Genomic DNA, 17,132 nt, shown 5'->3' on the forward strand with positions numbered 1-17,132 from the left:
TCCTTAGTTACGTACGGGCTTGCCCGTTTTCAACAAGCCGGCAATGCGTTCCTGGGTTTTGGGCTCGGTCAGCAGGTGCAGGAAGGCTGCGCGTTCCTGTGCCAGCATCCAGGCGTCGTCTACCATCGAACCGGGATCGACATCGCCTCCGCAGATAACGTGCGCAACTTTCCGGGCCACGGTGAAATCGTGCTCGGAGATATAGCCGCCGACTTTCATGTTGACCAATTGCGCGGTCAGGGTGGCGATGGCATCGCGCCCGGCCACGGGATAGCGTCGGGCCAGAGGTGGACGATAGCCCGAATCGGCGAGCGCACGCGCCTTGCGCACCGCCACATACAGCAGTTCGTGACGCTGCATGACAATGGTGTCGGACGGCAGCAGATAGCCTATATGACGCGCTTCCAGCGCCGAAGTCGAGACCTGCGCCGTGGCGACCGACAAAGCAAATTTCTTCAAAAAGGCTAGCAACGGTGCATCGGGCGCGGCCTCGGCCTGCTGCTCTGCGGCTCGGCGTGCGCAGTAGGCCAGGCCACCCGCACCGGGAATCAGACCTATGCCGGCTTCGACCAGGCCGATATAGGTTTCAAAGTGGGCCACACGATGCGCGCAATGAACGGCCAGCTCGCAACCGCCCCCCAGCGCCATGCCGGCCAGCGCCGCCACGACAGGCACCTGGGCATGACGCAGGCGCAAGGCCATGTCCTGCATCTCGCGCTCTATGGGTTCCAATGCAGCCCCGCCGCCCTGCTGGAAGGCGGGCAGCATGGCCGCCAGATCGGCACCCGCCGAGAAGGGTTCGCCGGTCTGGCCGATGACCAGGGCCTGGAAGGAAGATTCAGCCAGATCGACTGCGTGCACAATGCCACGCACGACTTGCGGGCTGATGGTGTTCATCTTGGTTTTGAACGACAGGATCAGGACATCCTGGGGATGAGGCGCCGGCAGCGTCCAGCACCGCACGGCATCGTCTTCGTAGACCGTGGTGGTTTCCAGTTCGCTGGTTTCCCCCAGCAGGCGCGGCGCCCCGATCTGGCGCTCATAGACCGGCAGCGTGCTGCGCCCTTCAAAGCGTTGTTCGCGCGGGTTCCAGGAACCTGTAGGCGTATGCACACCTTGCTTTTCCCAGACCGGGCCGCGTGTGACCCAGTCGGGCAGAGGTGCGTCGGACAAGGTTTTACCGTCGTGGATATCGCGCTGTATCCATTCGGCAACCTGATGCCAGCCTGCGGCCTGCCAGATCTCAAACGGGCCCTGCGCATGACCAAAGCCCCATTTCATGGCCTGATCAAGATGGCGTGCCGTCGCGGCAATATCGGCCAGGTGTACGGCGCTGTAGTGGAAGCTGTCGCGCAAGACCGCCCACACGAACTGGGCCTGCGGATGATCGGAATCGTGCAGCGCCTTGAGTTTTTTGGCCGGATCACGCTCGGCCAGCATCGCTGCCACGGATTCGTCGATCTTGGCATCGGCCGGCACATACTGCCTGCTGGCCGGATCCAGGCGCAGGATGGTCTTGCCTTCCTTGCGGAAAAAGCCCACGCCGGTTTTCTGGCCCAGCGCGCCCTGTTCGATCAGGGCGGCCAGCACCGGTGGCACACCGAAGTGAGCATGGAAAGGATCGTCGGGCAGCTGCTCGTTCATGGTGCCTATCACGTGCACCAGCGTATCCAGGCCGACCACGTCGGCGGTACGGAATGTGCCCGACTTGGCCCGCCCCAGGCGGGTACCGGTCAGTTCATCGACCTGCTCGTAAGTGAGCCCGAATTTTTCCGCCTGGGCAAAGACCGACAGAATGCCGAAGACACCGATGCGGTTGCCCACGAAGTTGGGCGTGTCTTTGGCACGCACCACGCTCTTGCCCAAATGCGACACCAGAAAGGTTTCCAGGGTGTCGAGCAGCTCGGCTTGCGTGTCGGCCGTGGGGATCAGTTCCACCAGGCTCATGTAACGTGGCGGGTTGAAGAAATGCACGCCGCAAAAGCGCTCGCGCAGCGCCTCGGGCAAGGCCCGCGACAGTTCGGTAATCGACAGACCCGAAGTATTGCTGGCCACGATTGCGTTGGGGCTGAGCGCGGGTGCAAGCTTGTGATAGAGATCGCGCTTCCAGTCCAGACGTTCGGCAATGGCTTCAATGACCAGATCACAATCGGCCAGCTTGTTCAGGTCATCGTCGTAGTTGGCAGGGGTTATCAGTTCGGCCAGGTCGGGTGTGCCCAGCGGCGCCGGCTTGAGCTTGCGCAATTGCGCGATGGCCTTGAGTGCAATGCCGTTCTTGTCACCCTGTTTGGCGGGCAGGTCGAACAGCACCACCGGCACACCGGCATTGACGCAATGGGCGGCAATTTGCGCCCCCATAACGCCCGCACCACACACCGCAACCTTGCGCACATGGAAACGGTCAGACTGATTCAACTGCATGATAAACCCCCTGATCTCGATAGGCCGGACTGGCAGTCCAGGCAAGCAAAGCATATGCCTGGCTTCGGTTCAATACCCTAGGTTAATTCATTCCGGTAGCCCTTGCACGCATTGCACACGCGTTAGAATACGCCACTGAATTACGTTACCGAACCGCCGCCATGGCCCGATTGCCACGCCTTTACGCACCGCAGATTCCACAGCTTGTGCAAGCAGAGTTCGCCTCTCCGTTGGCAGCGGTGCAAGACCCTACCCCGCAAGATCAGCTGGACCAATTGCAGCAATGGCTGCAGCGCGACGTGCGCGAGTACCGCATAGCCCTGCACGGCTGGCTGCTGCTTAACGACCGCATCACCCTGCTGGCCACAGCCGATGATGCGCAGGGCATGGCACGCCTGATTCAGTCGCTGGGCCGGCGCATGGCCGCCGGCATGCGGCACGGCCGGGTGTTTGCCGGTCGCTACCGCAGCGCACTGGTGGAGCCCGGACAATGGGTGCTGCCTGCCTTGATCTGGCTGGAATCGCTGCCGGTGCGCCTGCACTATGTGGATGAAGCTGCACGCTGGCCCTGGTCGTCGGCCGGCGCCCACACAGGTCTTCAAGGGCCGCAAGCCGCAGCCGCCACGGACCGGACGCTGCTGACCGATCACTCCGACTACTGGCACGGCGGCAACACCCCCTTTGCACGCCAGGCCTATTATCGGGAACGCCTGAGCCGGGGCTTGTCGGCCAGCCAGTCCGCCAGAATAGACCAGGCCCTGTTCGGTCAATGGGTACTGGGCGAGGCTGACTTTCTTGCACACATGGAATCACAGACGACACGCAGAATCGCACCCGCGCCACGCGGGCGGCCACGGAAAGCTAAGGTGGTAGATGTTAGTAACGCTTGATGCCTGGACGGCATCAAGAAAAGCTTTGTACTATTGCTGTATGCACCTGTCTTAAAGGAGCACTCATATGTCTATTGCGGCAGTTTTTACTAATAGCAGGACTCAAGTAGTCCTGCTTCCACTAAACATGCGCTTGCCCGAGGGCGTATATAAGGTAAAGGTACGCGCAAGGGGGAATGAACGCATCATCGCGCCGGTCGGCCACACTTGGGATGGCTTTTTCCTGAATGGCCCAAAAGTCAGCGATGACTTCATGAACTAGAGAACTGGATTCCAGCAAACGCATAAGTTGACGGCGCAGTAGTACAATACTGCCCTTATCCATGGGTTCCCTAACCCCATCCATCAAAAAGGCTTATATGACTCCCACCTTTGTCCCGCCGTCGCGGGTGCCGTTTTACGTAGGCCTGCTGGTCGCGTTCCACATTGTTATCATCATCGCCAGCAATTATCTGGTGCAGCTTCCCATAGATCTCTTTGGTTTTCACAGCACCTGGGGCGCGTTCAGCTTTCCCTTTGTATTCCTGGCCACCGACCTGACCGTGCGTCTGATAGGCAAGTCCGAGGCACGCAGCGTGATCAGCCGCGCCATGGTGCCGGCGCTGATCGCCTCTTATATTGTTTCCGTGCTTTTTCACGAAGGCGCATTCAATGGCCTGGGCGCGCTGACGGAATTCAACAGCTTTGTGTTCCGGATTGCCCTGGCCAGCTTCGCTGCCTATGTTCTGGGCCAGCTGCTGGATGTGCAGGTATTCGATCGCATGCGCCGCAATCACATACAGTGGTGGATTGCCCCGGCGGCCTCGTCGGTATTCGGGCAGGCGCTGGATACGGCCGCCTTCTTCAGCATCGCCTTCTGGCGCAGCAGCAACCCCTTCATGGCAGCCAACTGGGGCGAAATTGCCATGGTGGACTACGTGATCAAGCTGAGCGTAAGCCTGTTGCTGTTCGTACCCATGTACGGCATTTTGCTGAATATTATCGTTCGAATGATGAAGCGCGAAGATCCCCATCTGGCCGGAATCTAGCCCCTGAACAACACGCTGAATATAATTTTTTTCAGCATGTTGCCCCTGCCAACCCGCCATCCATAAAAATAATCGCAATAAAAACACTCCTATTTTCAATATTTTAGATGCGTCCCTATTTATAATATAAGTATTTTCATCCAATATAAATTAGGGACGTACCCCATTTATTTTTATTGCGCCCATACCCTCTTGGCAGTATTGTTGCAACCTTGCACTGCACCAATACAGCGGAACTGCCATGTCTCAGTCATCTACCTCCATCACGCTGCCTGCCGCCGCCGTCCAGGCCGGCGCACAGGGCCTGTATAGCCCCCATAACGAACACGACGCCTGTGGCGTAGGCTTTGTCGCCCACATCAAGGGCCGCCAGAGTCATGCCATCATCCAGCAGGGTTTGAAGATCCTGGAAAACCTGGATCACCGCGGCGCGGTGGGTGCCGACGAACTGATGGGCGATGGCGCCGGCATACTGATACAGATTCCCGATGCCTTGTACCGCCAGGACATGGCCAGCCAGGGCATAGAGCTGCCGCCTGTCGATGAATACGGCGTGGCCATGGTTTTTCTGCCCAAGGAAACCGCCTCGCGCCTGGCCTGTGAGCAAGAGCTGGAACGCGCGGTACGCGATGAGGGCCAGGTAGTGCTGGGCTGGCGCGATGTGCCGGTAGACCACGACATGCCCATGTCTCCTACCGTGCGCGCCTGTGCGCCGGTGATACGCCAGCTGTTCATTGGTCGCGGTCCCGACATCATGGTGCCCGACGCCCTGGAGCGCAAACTCTATGTGATTCGCAAGACAGCCAGCCACGCCATTCAGCACATGCGGCTGGCCCATGGGCAGGAATATTTCGTGCCATCCATTTCGGTGCGCACCGTGGTCTACAAAGGCCTGCTGCTGGCCAACCAGGTGGGCTGCTATTACCGCGACCTGGCCGACACCCGTGCCGTTTCGGCCCTGGCCATGGTGCACCAGCGCTTTTCGACCAATACTTTCCCGGCCTGGCCGCTGGCACACCCCTACCGCATGATTGCTCACAACGGCGAGATCAACACCGTCAAGGGCAACTTCAACTGGCTGCGCGCCCGCGAAGGGATGATGCAATCGGCTGTGCTGGGCGATGACCTGCCCAAGCTTTATCCCATCGTCTACGAAGGCCAATCCGACACGGCCACCTTCGACAACTGCCTGGAATTGCTGGTGATGTCGGGTTATTCATTGGCCCACGCCATGATGATCATGATTCCCGAGGCCTGGGAACAGCATGCAGATATGGACGAAAGCCGTCGCGCCTTCTATGAATACCATGCGGCCATGATGGAACCCTGGGACGGCCCCGCCGCCGTGGCCTTCACGGACGGCCGCCAGATTGGCGCCACGCTTGACCGCAACGGCTTGCGTCCGGCCCGCTACCTCATCACCGACGACGACATGGTCATCATGGCGTCGGAAGCCGGTACCTTGTCCATTCCCGAGCACCGCATCGTCAAGAAATGGCGCCTGCAACCTGGCAAAATGTTCCTGATCGACCTGCAGCAGGGTCGCATCATCGACGACGCGGAAATCAAATCGCACCTGGCCAACACCCGGCCCTATCGTCAGTGGATCGAGCGCCTGCGCCTGAAACTCGAGTCCTTGCCTGCACAGCATCCGGATGCCCCGCACAAGGCCCTGTCGCTCTTGCAGCGCCAGCAGGCTTTTGGCTGGACCCAGGAAGACTTCAAATTCATACTGCAGCCCATGGCCACCAATGGCGAAGAGGCAACAGGCTCGATGGGCAACGACGCCCCGCTGGCCGTGCTGTCGAACCGGGCCAAGCCGTTCTACAACTATTTCCGTCAGCTGTTCGCCCAGGTAACCAACCCGCCCATCGACCCCATACGCGAGCAGCTGGTGATGTCGCTGGTGTCGTTTATTGGCCCCAAGCCCAATCTGCTGGACATCAACAACGTCAATCCGCCGCTGCGGCTTGAGGTTACGCAGCCTGTGCTCGATTTTGCCGCCATGGCGCAAATACGCCATATTTCCGACATTACATCGAACAAGTTCCGCAGCCTGGAAATCGATATTACCTACCCGAGCGCCTGGGGACCGGACGGCATCGAAGCACGCCTGGCCAGCCTGTGCGCCAACGCCGCCGACGCTGTGCGCAGTGGCTACAACATCCTTATCATCACCGACCGCAAGGTAGACAGCGAGCATGTAGCCATCCCTGCCCTGCTAGCCACCTCGGCCATACACCTGCATCTGATACGTGCCGGCCTGCGCACCAACACCGGCCTGGTGGTTGAAACAGGCTCCGTGCGCGAAGTGCACCACGTGGCGCTGCTGGGCGGCTACGGTGCGGAAGCCATACACCCCTATCTGGCACTGGAATCGCTGGCTACCTTGCCCGATCCGGAAACCGCCATCAAGAATTACATCAAGGCCATCGGCAAGGGCCTGAACAAGGTCATGTCCAAGATGGGCATCTCGACCTATATGTCGTACACCGGTGCCCAGATTTTCGAGGCGGTCGGCTTGCATGCCAGTCTGGTCAACCAATACTTTACCGGCACCCCCAGCAACATCGAAGGCATAGGCATTTTTGAAGTCGCCGAAGAAGCACTGCGCCTGCACGCCTCGGCCTTCAGCAACGATCCCGTACTGGCCAGCCAGCTGGATGCCGGCGGCGATTACGCCTGGCGCGTACGCGGTGAAGAGCACATGTGGTCGCCCGACTCCATCGCCAAGCTGCAGCACGCCACCCGCGCCAACAACTACAGCACCTACAAGGAATACGCACAGCTGATCAACGATCAGTCACGCCGTCACATGACCTTGCGCGGCCTGTTTGAGTTCAAGGTAGATCCGGCCCGTGCCATTGCCCTGAGCGAAGTCGAGCCCGCCAAAGAAATCGTCAAGCGCTTTGCTACCGGCGCCATGTCGCTGGGCTCCATCTCGACCGAAGCCCACGCCACCCTGGCCGTGGCCATGAACCGCATAGGCGGCAAATCCAATACCGGTGAAGGCGGCGAAGACGAACTGCGCTATCGCGCCGAGATGCGTGCCGGCAAGCCCACTGTTCGCAAGGGCGACACATTAGCGTCGTTCCTGGGCACCGACCGCATCGAGGCCGACGTGGCATTGGCCGCAGGCGACTCGCTGCGCTCACGCATCAAGCAGGTGGCGTCCGGACGCTTTGGCGTATCGGCCGAATACCTGTCCAGCGCCGACCAGATCCAGATCAAAATGGCACAAGGCGCCAAGCCCGGCGAAGGCGGCCAGCTGCCCGGCCACAAGGTTTCGGAATACATTGCCAAACTGCGTTATTCGGTACCTGGCGTAGGCCTGATCTCGCCACCGCCCCATCACGATATCTATTCGATCGAAGACCTGGCCCAGCTGATTCACGACCTGAAGAATGTGAATCCCAAGGCATCGATCTCGGTCAAGCTGGTGTCAGAAGTTGGTGTGGGCACTGTGGCCACGGGCGTGGCCAAGGCCAAGGCCGATCACGTGGTGATTGCCGGCCACGACGGCGGTACCGGCGCTTCGCCCGTGTCATCCATCAAGTACGCCGGCACGCCCTGGGAACTGGGTCTGGCCGAAACCCAGCAGACCCTGCTGCTGAACAATCTGCGCACACGCATACGTGTTCAGGCCGACGGCCAGATGAAGACTGGCCGAGACGTGGTCATCGGCGCACTGCTGGGTGCCGATGAGTTCGGCTTCGCCACCGCACCACTGGTGGTCGAAGGCTGCATCATGATGCGCAAATGCCATCTGAACACCTGCCCCGTCGGCGTCGCCACGCAAGACCCGGTCTTGCGCAAGAAATTCAGCGGCAAGCCCGAGCACGTCGTCAATTACTTCTTCTTCGTTGCCGAAGAAGTGCGTGAAATCATGGCACAGCTTGGCATACGCAAATTTGACGACCTGATCGGTCGCGTAGAACTGCTGAACACCCGCGCCGGCATTGAACACTGGAAGGCACAGGGCCTGGATTTCAGCCGCATATTCCACGCCGTGCCCAGCGAACAACCCCTGTACCAGGTCGAAACGCAAGACCACGCCCTGGATCACGCCCTGGATCACCAGCTGATAGAACGCAGCAAGGCGGCCATAGAGCGCGGCGAAAAAGTATCCTTCATCACCCCGGTGCGCAACCGCAACCGCACCATAGGCGCCATGCTCTCGGGCGTGATCGCCGCCCGCTACGGTCACGAAGGCCTGCCCGACGACACCATACACATACAGTGCAACGGCTCGGCCGGACAAAGCTTCGGCGCCTTCCTCGCCCACGGCATTACCCTGGACCTGGTCGGCGAAGCCAACGACTACGTGGGCAAAGGCCTGTCGGGCGGACGCATCGTGGTGCGCTCACCCAACGATTTCCGCGGCTTCGGACCCGACCACATCATTGCCGGCAACACGGTGCTGTACGGCGCACTGTCAGGCGAAGCCTACTTCAACGGCGTGGCCGGCGAACGCTTTGCGGTACGTAACTCCGGTGCCGCTGCGGTAGTGGAAGGCACGGGCGATCACGGCTGCGAATACATGACCGGCGGCACCGTGGTGGTGCTGGGCGATACCGGCCGCAACTTTGCTGCCGGCATGTCGGGCGGCGTGGCCTATGTCTGGGATCCGCACAACAGCTTCCGCCAACGCTGCAACCTGGCCATGGTCGAGCTCGAGCGTGTGGTGCCGCACCAGGAACAATTCGATCACGGCCAGATCGAGACCTGGCACAGCGCCGTGCGCGGCGGCGAACGCGAAACTGATGAAACCATCTTGCGCCGCCTGGTCGAAGACCACTACCGCCATACCGGCAGCTTCCGCTCGCGCGACATTCTGGACGACTGGGACCGGGCCCGCCTGTCTTTCGTCAAGGTCATGCCCGTCGAGTACCGCCGCGCGCTGGGCGAGCTGTGGCGCGCCGCCAATCCACAACAAATTGCTGCCTGAGGAATACGAACATGGGCAAAGTTACCGGCTTTCTTGAGTTTGAACGCATCTCCGAAACCTACGAAGCGCCCCAGGCGCGGGTGAAGCACTGGAGCGAGTTCGTCAATACCCTGACCGACGCCGAGGCCAGGCAGCAAGGCGCACGCTGCATGGATTGCGGCATTCCCTTTTGCAGCAATGGCTGTCCCGTGAACAACATCATTCCCGACTGGAATGACCTGGTTTACAAACAGGACTGGCGCCGCGCACTCGACGTATTGCACTCCACCAACAATTTCCCCGAGTTCACGGGCCGCATCTGCCCCGCCCCCTGCGAGGCCGCCTGTACCCTGAACATCAACAACGACGCGGTGGGCATCAAGTCCATCGAGCATGCAATTATCGACAAGGGCTGGTCCCAGGGCTGGGTGACACCCCAGCCGCCCAGCCGCAAGACCGGCAAGAAAGTCGCCGTGGTCGGTTCCGGCCCGTCCGGTCTGGCCTGCGCACAGCAACTGGCACGCGCCGGCCACTCGGTCACCGTGTTCGAGAAAAGCAACCGCATCGGCGGCCTGCTGCGCTACGGCATTCCCGATTTCAAGCTGGAAAAAGGCCATATCGACCGCCGCCTGGCGCAGATGGAAGCCGAGGGCGTGGAGTTCTGCCCCTCTACCTACGTGGGCGCAAAGGAACATGCCGAAGACGGCCTGACCGTGCGCACACCCGAATCGCTGCAGCAAGAGTTCGATGCCATCGTGCTCACCGGCGGCGCAGAGAACCCGCGTGACCTGCCTGTGCCGGGGCGCGAGCTGCGCGGCGTACATTTCGCCATGGACTTCCTGCGCCAGCAGAACAAGGTCACCAACGGCGACCGCCTGAAGGGACAGATCAGCGCCAAGGGCAAGCACGTCATCGTCATTGGCGGCGGCGACACCGGCTCTGACTGCGTCGGCACCAGCAATCGCCACGGCGCGGCATCGGTCACCCAGTTCGAGCTGATGTCCAAAGCGCCCGACGTCGAGGACAAGCCCCTGACCTGGCCCTACTGGCCCATCAAGCTGCGCAGCTCGTCTTCGCACGAAGAAGGCTGCCAGCGCGACTGGGCCGTAGCCACCAAGAGCCTTGAAGGCAGCGGCGGCAAAGTTGAGAAGCTGATAGCCGCTCGTGTGGAATGGTTCAAGGACAAGGCCACCGGCCAGCTCAAGATGCGCGAAATGGAAGGTTCGCAGTTCGAGTTGCCGGCTGACCTGGTGTTGCTGGCCATGGGCTTCGTTTCACCGGTGAAGAATGTGCTGGATGCCTTCGGCGTCGAACTGGACGCCCGCGGCAACGCCCGTGCCAGCACCGACGACTACATCACCAATGTAGACAAGGTGTTCGCCGCCGGCGACATGCGGCGCGGTCAATCGCTGGTGGTCTGGGCCATACGCGAAGGCCGCCAGTGCGCCCGCTCGGTCGACCAGTTCCTGATGGGCAGCACGGTATTGCCGCGCTGAAACTATCTGGTATGTTTCAGCGTCGCGCCCTCTTTATAAGTCTACTTGTAGTTACTCGATACTGAGCACCAGGCGCTTGCCAAGCACGCGCGCTGCCTTGTCCAGCGTTTTCAGGCTGGGCCAGTGGCGCGGGTCTTCCAGGCGCTTGGCCTGGGGCCAGCTCGTGTCCATGGCCCGCGCAAGTTGAGCTAAAGTGCGGTCTCCGCGAGCGGCTCGCAGCAGCAGCACACCTTGCGTCTTGGCATCGGGAGCAATGTAATGCCCGCCCTTCACGCCCTGACTGGGGTCGGGGACATCCATGCCTTCTGAAAGTCGCCCCTCAAGCGTCAGGGTCAATACTTCAGCGGCGTTAAACAACGCTTCTTCCAGCGTATCGCCCTCGGTAAACGCCTCGTTCAGATCGATGAACTGAACGCAAAAGCCGCCAGCCGGATCTTCCGACACTTTGGCCGGATAACGAACATCCATCATTATTCCTTTATTTAAGGAAGCTCTGAACAAGTCCTCGCGCCACAGGCATCTGTCGATTCAGGCGGTCTGCTGCGTTGCAAATCCTCGCGATAGCTACGGCTATCACTGCGGTTTGCGCCTTGCATCCCATCCTGAACGACAACGCCTGTTTACCGCTCGACTTGTTCAGAGCTTCCTTAAGCTTCACGCCCGCCTGCCTTTCTATGCCTGCCCATTCATATTATTCTTTTTTAACCAAAAATGATAGATCAATAGAAGACTATATCTCCATAGCCACCATGCCACTTGCAAAGGATTATGCAGGCCAAGGCGCTGAAAACCTGGCTGTTACGCGCTGACATAAGCGTTTTCAAGGGTTACACCCGGTAGACGATTTGGCGCAGGAGCGAACAGGTACAATGCAAAGCTGATTGTCCAGCCGACAGGACACTTTTGCCTATGAATGCACCCACTACCCGCGACACCATCGTGAAGTTCAGCAACGTAGCCCTGGGCTACGGCGACTTTACCGTGCTGCAAGACATAGACCTGGAGGTCCGCCAGGGTCAGGTCGTGGCCATGATGGGTGGATCGGGGTCAGGCAAGACCACGCTGTTGCGCGCCACCACGGGCCAGATCGCGCCCCAGCGCGGCAACATCCAGGTCTTCGGCAGCAATATTGCACAAGCCAAGGGCGAGAAGCTGCGGGAATTGCGCCAGCGCATGGGTGTGCTGTTTCAGCAAGGTGCGCTGTTCACCGACCTGAATGTCTTTGAGAACGTGGCCTTCCCGCTGCGCGAGCACACCCAGGTATCCGAAAGCCAGATCATCGAGCGCGTGCTCGACAAGCTCGATGCCGTGGGCCTGCGGGCGGCGGCGCATCTGAAAATCTCGGAAATTTCCGGCGGCATGGCCCGCCGCGTTGCACTGGCCCGCGCCGTGGTGCTCGAGCCCGAACTTGTGCTGTACGACGAGCCTTTTGCCGGCCTGGACCCGATCTCTTTGGGCATCACCGCTCAGCTTATACGCGACCTGACCGACCGCCTGCAGTGCGCTTCGGTACTGATCACGCACGATGTGGCGGAATCCTTCGCCATTGCCGACCAGGTCTATATGGTGGGTCAAGGCCGCCTGATCGCCAGTGGCACGCCGGCAGCGCTGTCCGATTCGCAAGATGCCTATGTGCGTCAGTTTCTCGACGGACAGCCCGACGGTCCCATTGCTTTCCATTACCCCACCACACCTGCGTTCACGAAGTGGCTGGATCAACACGGCAGACGCTCATGACATCGCCTGTTCAACTCATTACGACACTGGGCGCGCGGGTGCGCAACGGTATCAGCGGGCTGGGTGCCTTCATGCGGCTGGCGGGCGCCATCCTGGTGCGCAGCGACATCGCACTCAAACGTCCGGGGCTGATCTCCCAGCAAATCCATTTCATTGGCAACCATTCCCTGCTGATCATTGCTGTATCCGGCCTGTTTGTGGGCTTTGTGCTGGGGCTGCAAGGCTATTACACGCTGAACCGCTACGGATCCGAGGAAGCGCTGGGCCTGCTGGTGGCGCTCTCGCTTACGCGCGAACTGGGCCCAGTGGTTACCGCCCTGCTGTTTGCCGGCAGGGCAGGCACATCGCTGACCGCCGAGATCGGCCTGATGAAGGCGGGCGAGCAAATTGCCGCCATGGAGGTCATGGCGGTGGATCCCGTACGCCGGGTACTGGTGCCGCGCTTCTGGGGCGGCGTCATTGCCATGCCGGTTCTGGCCGCCGTATTCTCCATGGTGGGCATCATAGGAGGCTGGATAGTAGGCGTACTGCTGATCGGTATAGATCCGGGCGCCTTCTGGTCACAGATGCAAGGCGGCGTCGATGTGTTCAAGGACGTGCTTAACGGTGTGGTGAAAAGCGTGGTTTTCGGGGTGGCGGTCACGTTGATCGCACTGCACGCGGGCTGGACGGCCAAGGCCACACCTGAAGGCGTCTCACGCGCTACCACACGCACTGTAGTAAGCGGCTCGCTGGTCGTTCTGGGCCTGGATTTCATCCTGACTGCGCTGATGTTCAGCAACTAAAATAATTTACGGATCAATCATGACACGTGAAAAAACCGATTTCTGGGTGGGCTTGTTTGTACTGCTGGGCGCCATCGCCTTGCTGTTCCTGGCGCTGCGCGCCGGCAACCTGAGCTCGTTCTCTTTTGCATCCACTTATCAGGTACAGGCCCATTTCGACAATCTTGGCGGGCTCAAGGTACGTGCGCCCGTGAAAAGCAGTGGCGTGGTCGTGGGCCGTGTGGCCAACGTCGGGTTTGACAACGAACGCTTCCAGGCGGTCGTCACACTGGATCTGGAAGAGAAATACTCGTTTCCCACCGATTCATCAGCATCCATACTGACCTCGGGCCTGCTGGGCGAGCAATACATAGGCCTGACGCCGGGCGGCGAAGAAAAGAACCTGGCCCAGGACGGCCAGATCCAGTACACGCAAAGTGCAGTAGTGCTTGAAGAGCTGATCAGCAAATTCCTGTATAGCTCGGCTGAAAAAGAAGGCGGGCAATCTGCAGCGCCGACCCTGACTCCTCCTGGTGAGTCGCGGCCCTGATCCCCGGGCAGCCGATAACACGCTTACAATCCTGAGACTGCTGTTAACCGTTACGTACTATGACTACTACTTCAGCTTCCCCGAATACCCTGCGATTCCTGCGGATAGGCAGCCTGCTGGGCGCCACGGCACTGGCTGCCGGCTGTGCCAGCGTACCCAATCCCAATCCCGACGACCCCTGGGAAAGCTATAACCGCAGCATGTACGCCTTCAACGATACGGTTGACCGCGCGTTGATCAAACCCATTGCCATCGGCTACGACACGCTCATGCCCGATCCGGCGCAAAACTGCGTGCGCAATATTTTCAATAACCTTGGCGATGTCTGGTCTGCCCTGAACAGCTTCCTGCAGGGTCGCGGGCACGATTTCGCCAACACCCTGGGCCGTGTGCTGTTCAACTCCACCATGGGCCTGGGTGGCTGTATCGACGTGGCTTCCATGAATGGCTCGCGACGCATCCGCAACGACTTCGGCACTACATTGGGCGTGTGGGGCGTGGGCTCCGGCCCCTATGTTGTATTGCCTTTCCTGGGCCCAAGCACGGTACGCGACGGTACGGCCAGCGTGGGCACCTTTGCTGCCGGCGTATCGCCCCTTACCCCTGTCACGCAAATGGACGAAGTCGCAGTGCGCAACAGCATAAGCGCCCTGTACATTATCGATACGCGCGCCGGCCTGCTTGACGCCGACAAACTGGTCGACGACATTGCGCTTGACCGCTACAGCTTCATTCGCGATGCCTACCTGCAGCAGCGCAACTCCATGGTCAACAGCCGCCGCGCCGGTCTGCGCGCACCCGGCGAAGCCGACGACAGCCTGCCCGACTACTCAGACGACGATCTGCCCGACTATTCCGACCCCGAAGACACTGCCAAGGACGCTGCGCCAGCGGCGGCAGACACACCAAAGTAATCGCGGTGCCGGCCGGTGCCACGCGCCGGCCGGACCCCAACAGCAAGGAGTCCGATTTATGCTGAATCCATCCATCATCCACCTGAATTTCCAGGGCGTGCAGCGCATGCTGGCCGCCACTTTGTTCGCGCTGACGGCACTGGCCCTGAGCCTGCCCGCACTGGCCCAAGGCAAGGTCAACCCCAACGCGGCACCCAACGACTACGTACAGCAAGTGGCCGACAACGCCCTGGAAGCTGTCAAGAAAGACCAGGCGGTGCGCTCGGGCGATCTGACCAGCATCCACAAGGCCATCGACCAGTACGTCATGCCTTATGTGAATTTTGAAAAGACCACGCGCCTGGCAGCAGGCCGCTACTGGCGCCAGGCTACCGACCAGCAGAAAAAGGATCTGGTCGAGGCCTTCAAGGGCACCCTGGTGCGCACCTATAGCGGCGCACTGTCCAAGGTTGACCAGAACTCATCATTCAAGATGCAGCCTTTCCGCGGCGACCCATCGGCCGACGACGTCGTGGTGCGCTCCACCATGACCCAGACCAACGGCCCCGAAGTTGCCATAGACTATCGTCTGGAAAAAACCCCGCAAGGCTGGAAGATCTACGACCTGAATGTCGAAGGCATCTGGCTGATCCAGAACTATCGCAACCAGTTTGCGCAACAGATTTCGCAGAACGGCATCGATGGCCTGATCGCCGCCCTGAACCGCAGCGGCAGCTGATCCGGCAGTATCCGCCGGCGCCCATGCCCATGGCAGCAATATCCGGCGCACCGACTATAATGCAAAGCTTGGCCTGATTCGGGGCCAAGCTTTTTTTGCGTGCCATGTCAGCCCTAGTCCTAGAACACATTTCAAAAACCTATGCACCGCGTAGTCGCAGCTGGAAAGAACGACTGTCGGGCGCGCCTGCGCCGACAGGCTTTCAGGCGCTCGACGACGTCAGTTTCAGGGTCGAGCATGGCGAATTCTTCGGCCTGCTCGGCCCAAACGGCGCAGGCAAGACTTCACTGATCTCGATACTGGCCGGCCTGGCCCAGGCCTCGGGCGGCACGGCGCGCGTCTGTGGCTACGATGTGGTCAGGGATTTTCGTCAGTCGCGCCGCTCGCTGGGCGTCGTGCCGCAAGAGATCGTCTACGACCCCTTCTTCACGGTACGCGAAACGCTGCGCATACAGTCGGGCTATTTCGGCCTGCGCAACAACGACGACTGGATAGACGAGATACTTGGCAACCTGGGGCTGGCCGACAAGGCGCAAACGAATATGCGTGCGCTGTCGGGCGGCATGAAGCGCCGTGTGCTGGTGGCGCAGGCCCTGGTGCACCGCCCGCCCGTCATCATTCTTGACGAACCCACCGCCGGGGTCGATGTCGACCTGCGCCGCACCTTGTGGGAATTCATTGCCCGCCTGAACAAGGAAGGCCACACCATCTTGCTAACCACACATTATCTGGAAGAGGCCGAGGCGCTTTGCGGGCGTATTGCCATGCTCAAGCATGGCCGCATGGTGGCACTGGACACCACCCAGGCCTTGCTGGCCCGCGTCGGCGGGGCCGATCTGGAAGAAGCCTTCGTGCGCATCATGCACGCCGAGAACAAACAAGAGGCCGTGGCATGAGTTCAACACCCATCATCAAGCCGCAACAAAACATGGGCTCGGGCTTTCCGACACTGCTGCGCAAAGAGCTTTCGCGCTTCTGGAAGGTTGCTTTCCAGACCATCGCCGCGCCGGTGCTCACCGCGTTGCTGTATCTGCTGATCTTCGCCCATGTGCTGGAAGGTCGCGTGCAGGTCTACAACTCGGTTCCCTACACATCGTTCCTGATCCCGGGACTGATGATGATGAGCATGTTGCAAAATTCCTTTGCCAATCCATCGTCGTCGCTGATACAAAGCCGCATCACCGGCAACCTGGTGTTCATACTGTTGCCGCCGCTTTCGCACCGCGAGATCTTCGGCGCCTACCTGCTGGCATCGATTGCCCGCGGCCTATGCGTAGGCGCCTGTGTGTGGCTGGTGGCGCTGTTCTTCGTACGCCTGCCCGTTGCCAATATCCTGTGGGTGCTGGTGTTTGCGGTACTGTCTTGCGGCATTATGGGCACGCTGGGCCTGATCGCCGGCCTGTGGTCTGAAAAATTTGACCAGCTTGCCGCATTCCAGAACTTCCTGATCCTGCCGGCCACCTTCCTGTCCGGCGTGTTTTACTCCATACACAGCCTGCCGCCGTTCTGGCAGGCCGTTTCGCACTGGAACCCCGTCTTCTATACGATAGACGGCTTCCGTTACGGCTTTTTCGCCGTGTCAGACGTCTCGCCGTGGCACAGCCTGGCGGTTGTTACCGCCGTGTTTGCCGTGCTTTGTCTTTTCGCCCTGCGCCTGCTGGCCAGCGGCTATAAACTTCGGAATTGA

The 17,132-nt window shown here is 60.3% G+C and carries 14 protein-coding genes; 12 read left to right on the forward strand and 2 right to left on the reverse strand.

The window, feature by feature from the left end; genetic code table 11:
- Nucleotides 1-3: 3 nt before the first annotated feature.
- The gene (locus LKR43_RS07450) at nt 4-2,421 is read right to left on the reverse strand and encodes a 3-hydroxyacyl-CoA dehydrogenase/enoyl-CoA hydratase family protein (RefSeq protein ID WP_227683419.1); all 2,418 of its coding nucleotides are present in this window, start codon (nt 2,419-2,421) and stop codon (nt 4-6) included.
- Between the two features lie 161 nt (nt 2,422-2,582).
- Between LKR43_RS07450 and LKR43_RS07455 the strand changes: the two genes are divergently transcribed.
- The 5 genes from LKR43_RS07455 to LKR43_RS07475 all read left to right on the forward strand — a co-directional run bounded on the left by LKR43_RS07455 (nt 2,583) and on the right by LKR43_RS07475 (nt 10,762).
- Nucleotides 2,583-3,311, forward strand: coding sequence for a hypothetical protein (locus LKR43_RS07455; RefSeq protein ID WP_227683420.1), 729 nt, complete (start codon nt 2,583-2,585; stop codon nt 3,309-3,311).
- A gap of 67 nt (nt 3,312-3,378) precedes the next feature.
- A complete protein-coding gene (vapB, locus tag LKR43_RS07460; RefSeq protein ID WP_227683421.1) occupies nt 3,379-3,573 on the forward strand; it encodes a type II toxin-antitoxin system VapB family antitoxin in 195 nt (64 codons plus the stop codon).
- A gap of 97 nt (nt 3,574-3,670) precedes the next feature.
- Complete coding sequence (locus tag LKR43_RS07465) at nt 3,671-4,339, forward strand: 7-cyano-7-deazaguanine/7-aminomethyl-7-deazaguanine transporter (RefSeq protein ID WP_227683422.1); 669 nt, start codon at nt 3,671-3,673, stop codon at nt 4,337-4,339.
- A gap of 241 nt (nt 4,340-4,580) precedes the next feature.
- The gene (locus tag LKR43_RS07470; RefSeq protein ID WP_227683423.1) at nt 4,581-9,287 is read left to right on the forward strand and encodes a glutamate synthase-related protein; all 4,707 of its coding nucleotides are present in this window, start codon (nt 4,581-4,583) and stop codon (nt 9,285-9,287) included.
- 11 nt (nt 9,288-9,298) lie between these two features.
- Nucleotides 9,299-10,762: a glutamate synthase subunit beta gene (locus LKR43_RS07475; protein ID WP_227683424.1), complete on the forward strand. Its 1,464-nt coding sequence runs from the start codon at nt 9,299-9,301 to the stop codon at nt 10,760-10,762.
- A 51-nt stretch (nt 10,763-10,813) separates the two neighbouring features.
- On the opposite strand, the gene LKR43_RS07480 is transcribed toward LKR43_RS07475, so the two are convergent.
- A complete protein-coding gene (locus LKR43_RS07480; protein WP_227683425.1) occupies nt 10,814-11,233 on the reverse strand; it encodes a type II toxin-antitoxin system HicB family antitoxin in 420 nt (139 codons plus the stop codon).
- A gap of 438 nt (nt 11,234-11,671) precedes the next feature.
- On the opposite strand from LKR43_RS07480, the gene LKR43_RS07485 reads away from it, so the two are divergent.
- The 7 genes from LKR43_RS07485 (at nt 11,672) to LKR43_RS07515 (ending at nt 17,132) form a co-directional block, all read left to right on the forward strand.
- Complete coding sequence (locus tag LKR43_RS07485; protein ID WP_227683426.1) at nt 11,672-12,499, forward strand: ABC transporter ATP-binding protein; 828 nt, start codon at nt 11,672-11,674, stop codon at nt 12,497-12,499.
- Nucleotides 12,496-13,284 (forward strand): lipid asymmetry maintenance ABC transporter permease subunit MlaE, encoded by a 789-nt coding sequence (mlaE, locus tag LKR43_RS07490; RefSeq protein ID WP_227683427.1) that lies wholly within the window; start codon nt 12,496-12,498, stop codon nt 13,282-13,284. Before LKR43_RS07485 ends, mlaE begins: the two co-directional genes overlap by 4 nt.
- A 19-nt stretch (nt 13,285-13,303) precedes the next feature.
- Nucleotides 13,304-13,813 (forward strand): outer membrane lipid asymmetry maintenance protein MlaD, encoded by a 510-nt coding sequence (mlaD, locus tag LKR43_RS07495; protein WP_227683428.1) that lies wholly within the window; start codon nt 13,304-13,306, stop codon nt 13,811-13,813.
- 59 nt (nt 13,814-13,872) lie between these two features.
- Complete coding sequence (locus LKR43_RS07500) at nt 13,873-14,727, forward strand: VacJ family lipoprotein (RefSeq protein WP_227683429.1); 855 nt, start codon at nt 13,873-13,875, stop codon at nt 14,725-14,727.
- A 106-nt stretch (nt 14,728-14,833) separates the two neighbouring features.
- On the forward strand, nt 14,834-15,445 hold the full coding sequence (locus LKR43_RS07505; protein ID WP_227683610.1) for a phospholipid-binding protein MlaC: 612 nt from the start codon (nt 14,834-14,836) through the stop codon (nt 15,443-15,445).
- 104 nt (nt 15,446-15,549) lie between these two features.
- The gene (locus LKR43_RS07510) at nt 15,550-16,341 is read left to right on the forward strand and encodes an ABC transporter ATP-binding protein (protein WP_227683430.1); all 792 of its coding nucleotides are present in this window, start codon (nt 15,550-15,552) and stop codon (nt 16,339-16,341) included.
- On the forward strand, nt 16,338-17,132 hold the full coding sequence (locus LKR43_RS07515) for an ABC transporter permease (RefSeq protein ID WP_227683431.1): 795 nt from the start codon (nt 16,338-16,340) through the stop codon (nt 17,130-17,132). The genes LKR43_RS07510 and LKR43_RS07515 overlap by 4 nt, the downstream gene beginning before the upstream one ends.

This window comes from Pusillimonas sp. MFBS29 (genome assembly GCF_020687695.1).
Classification (GTDB): Bacteria; Pseudomonadota; Gammaproteobacteria; order Burkholderiales; family Burkholderiaceae_B; genus Pusillimonas_C.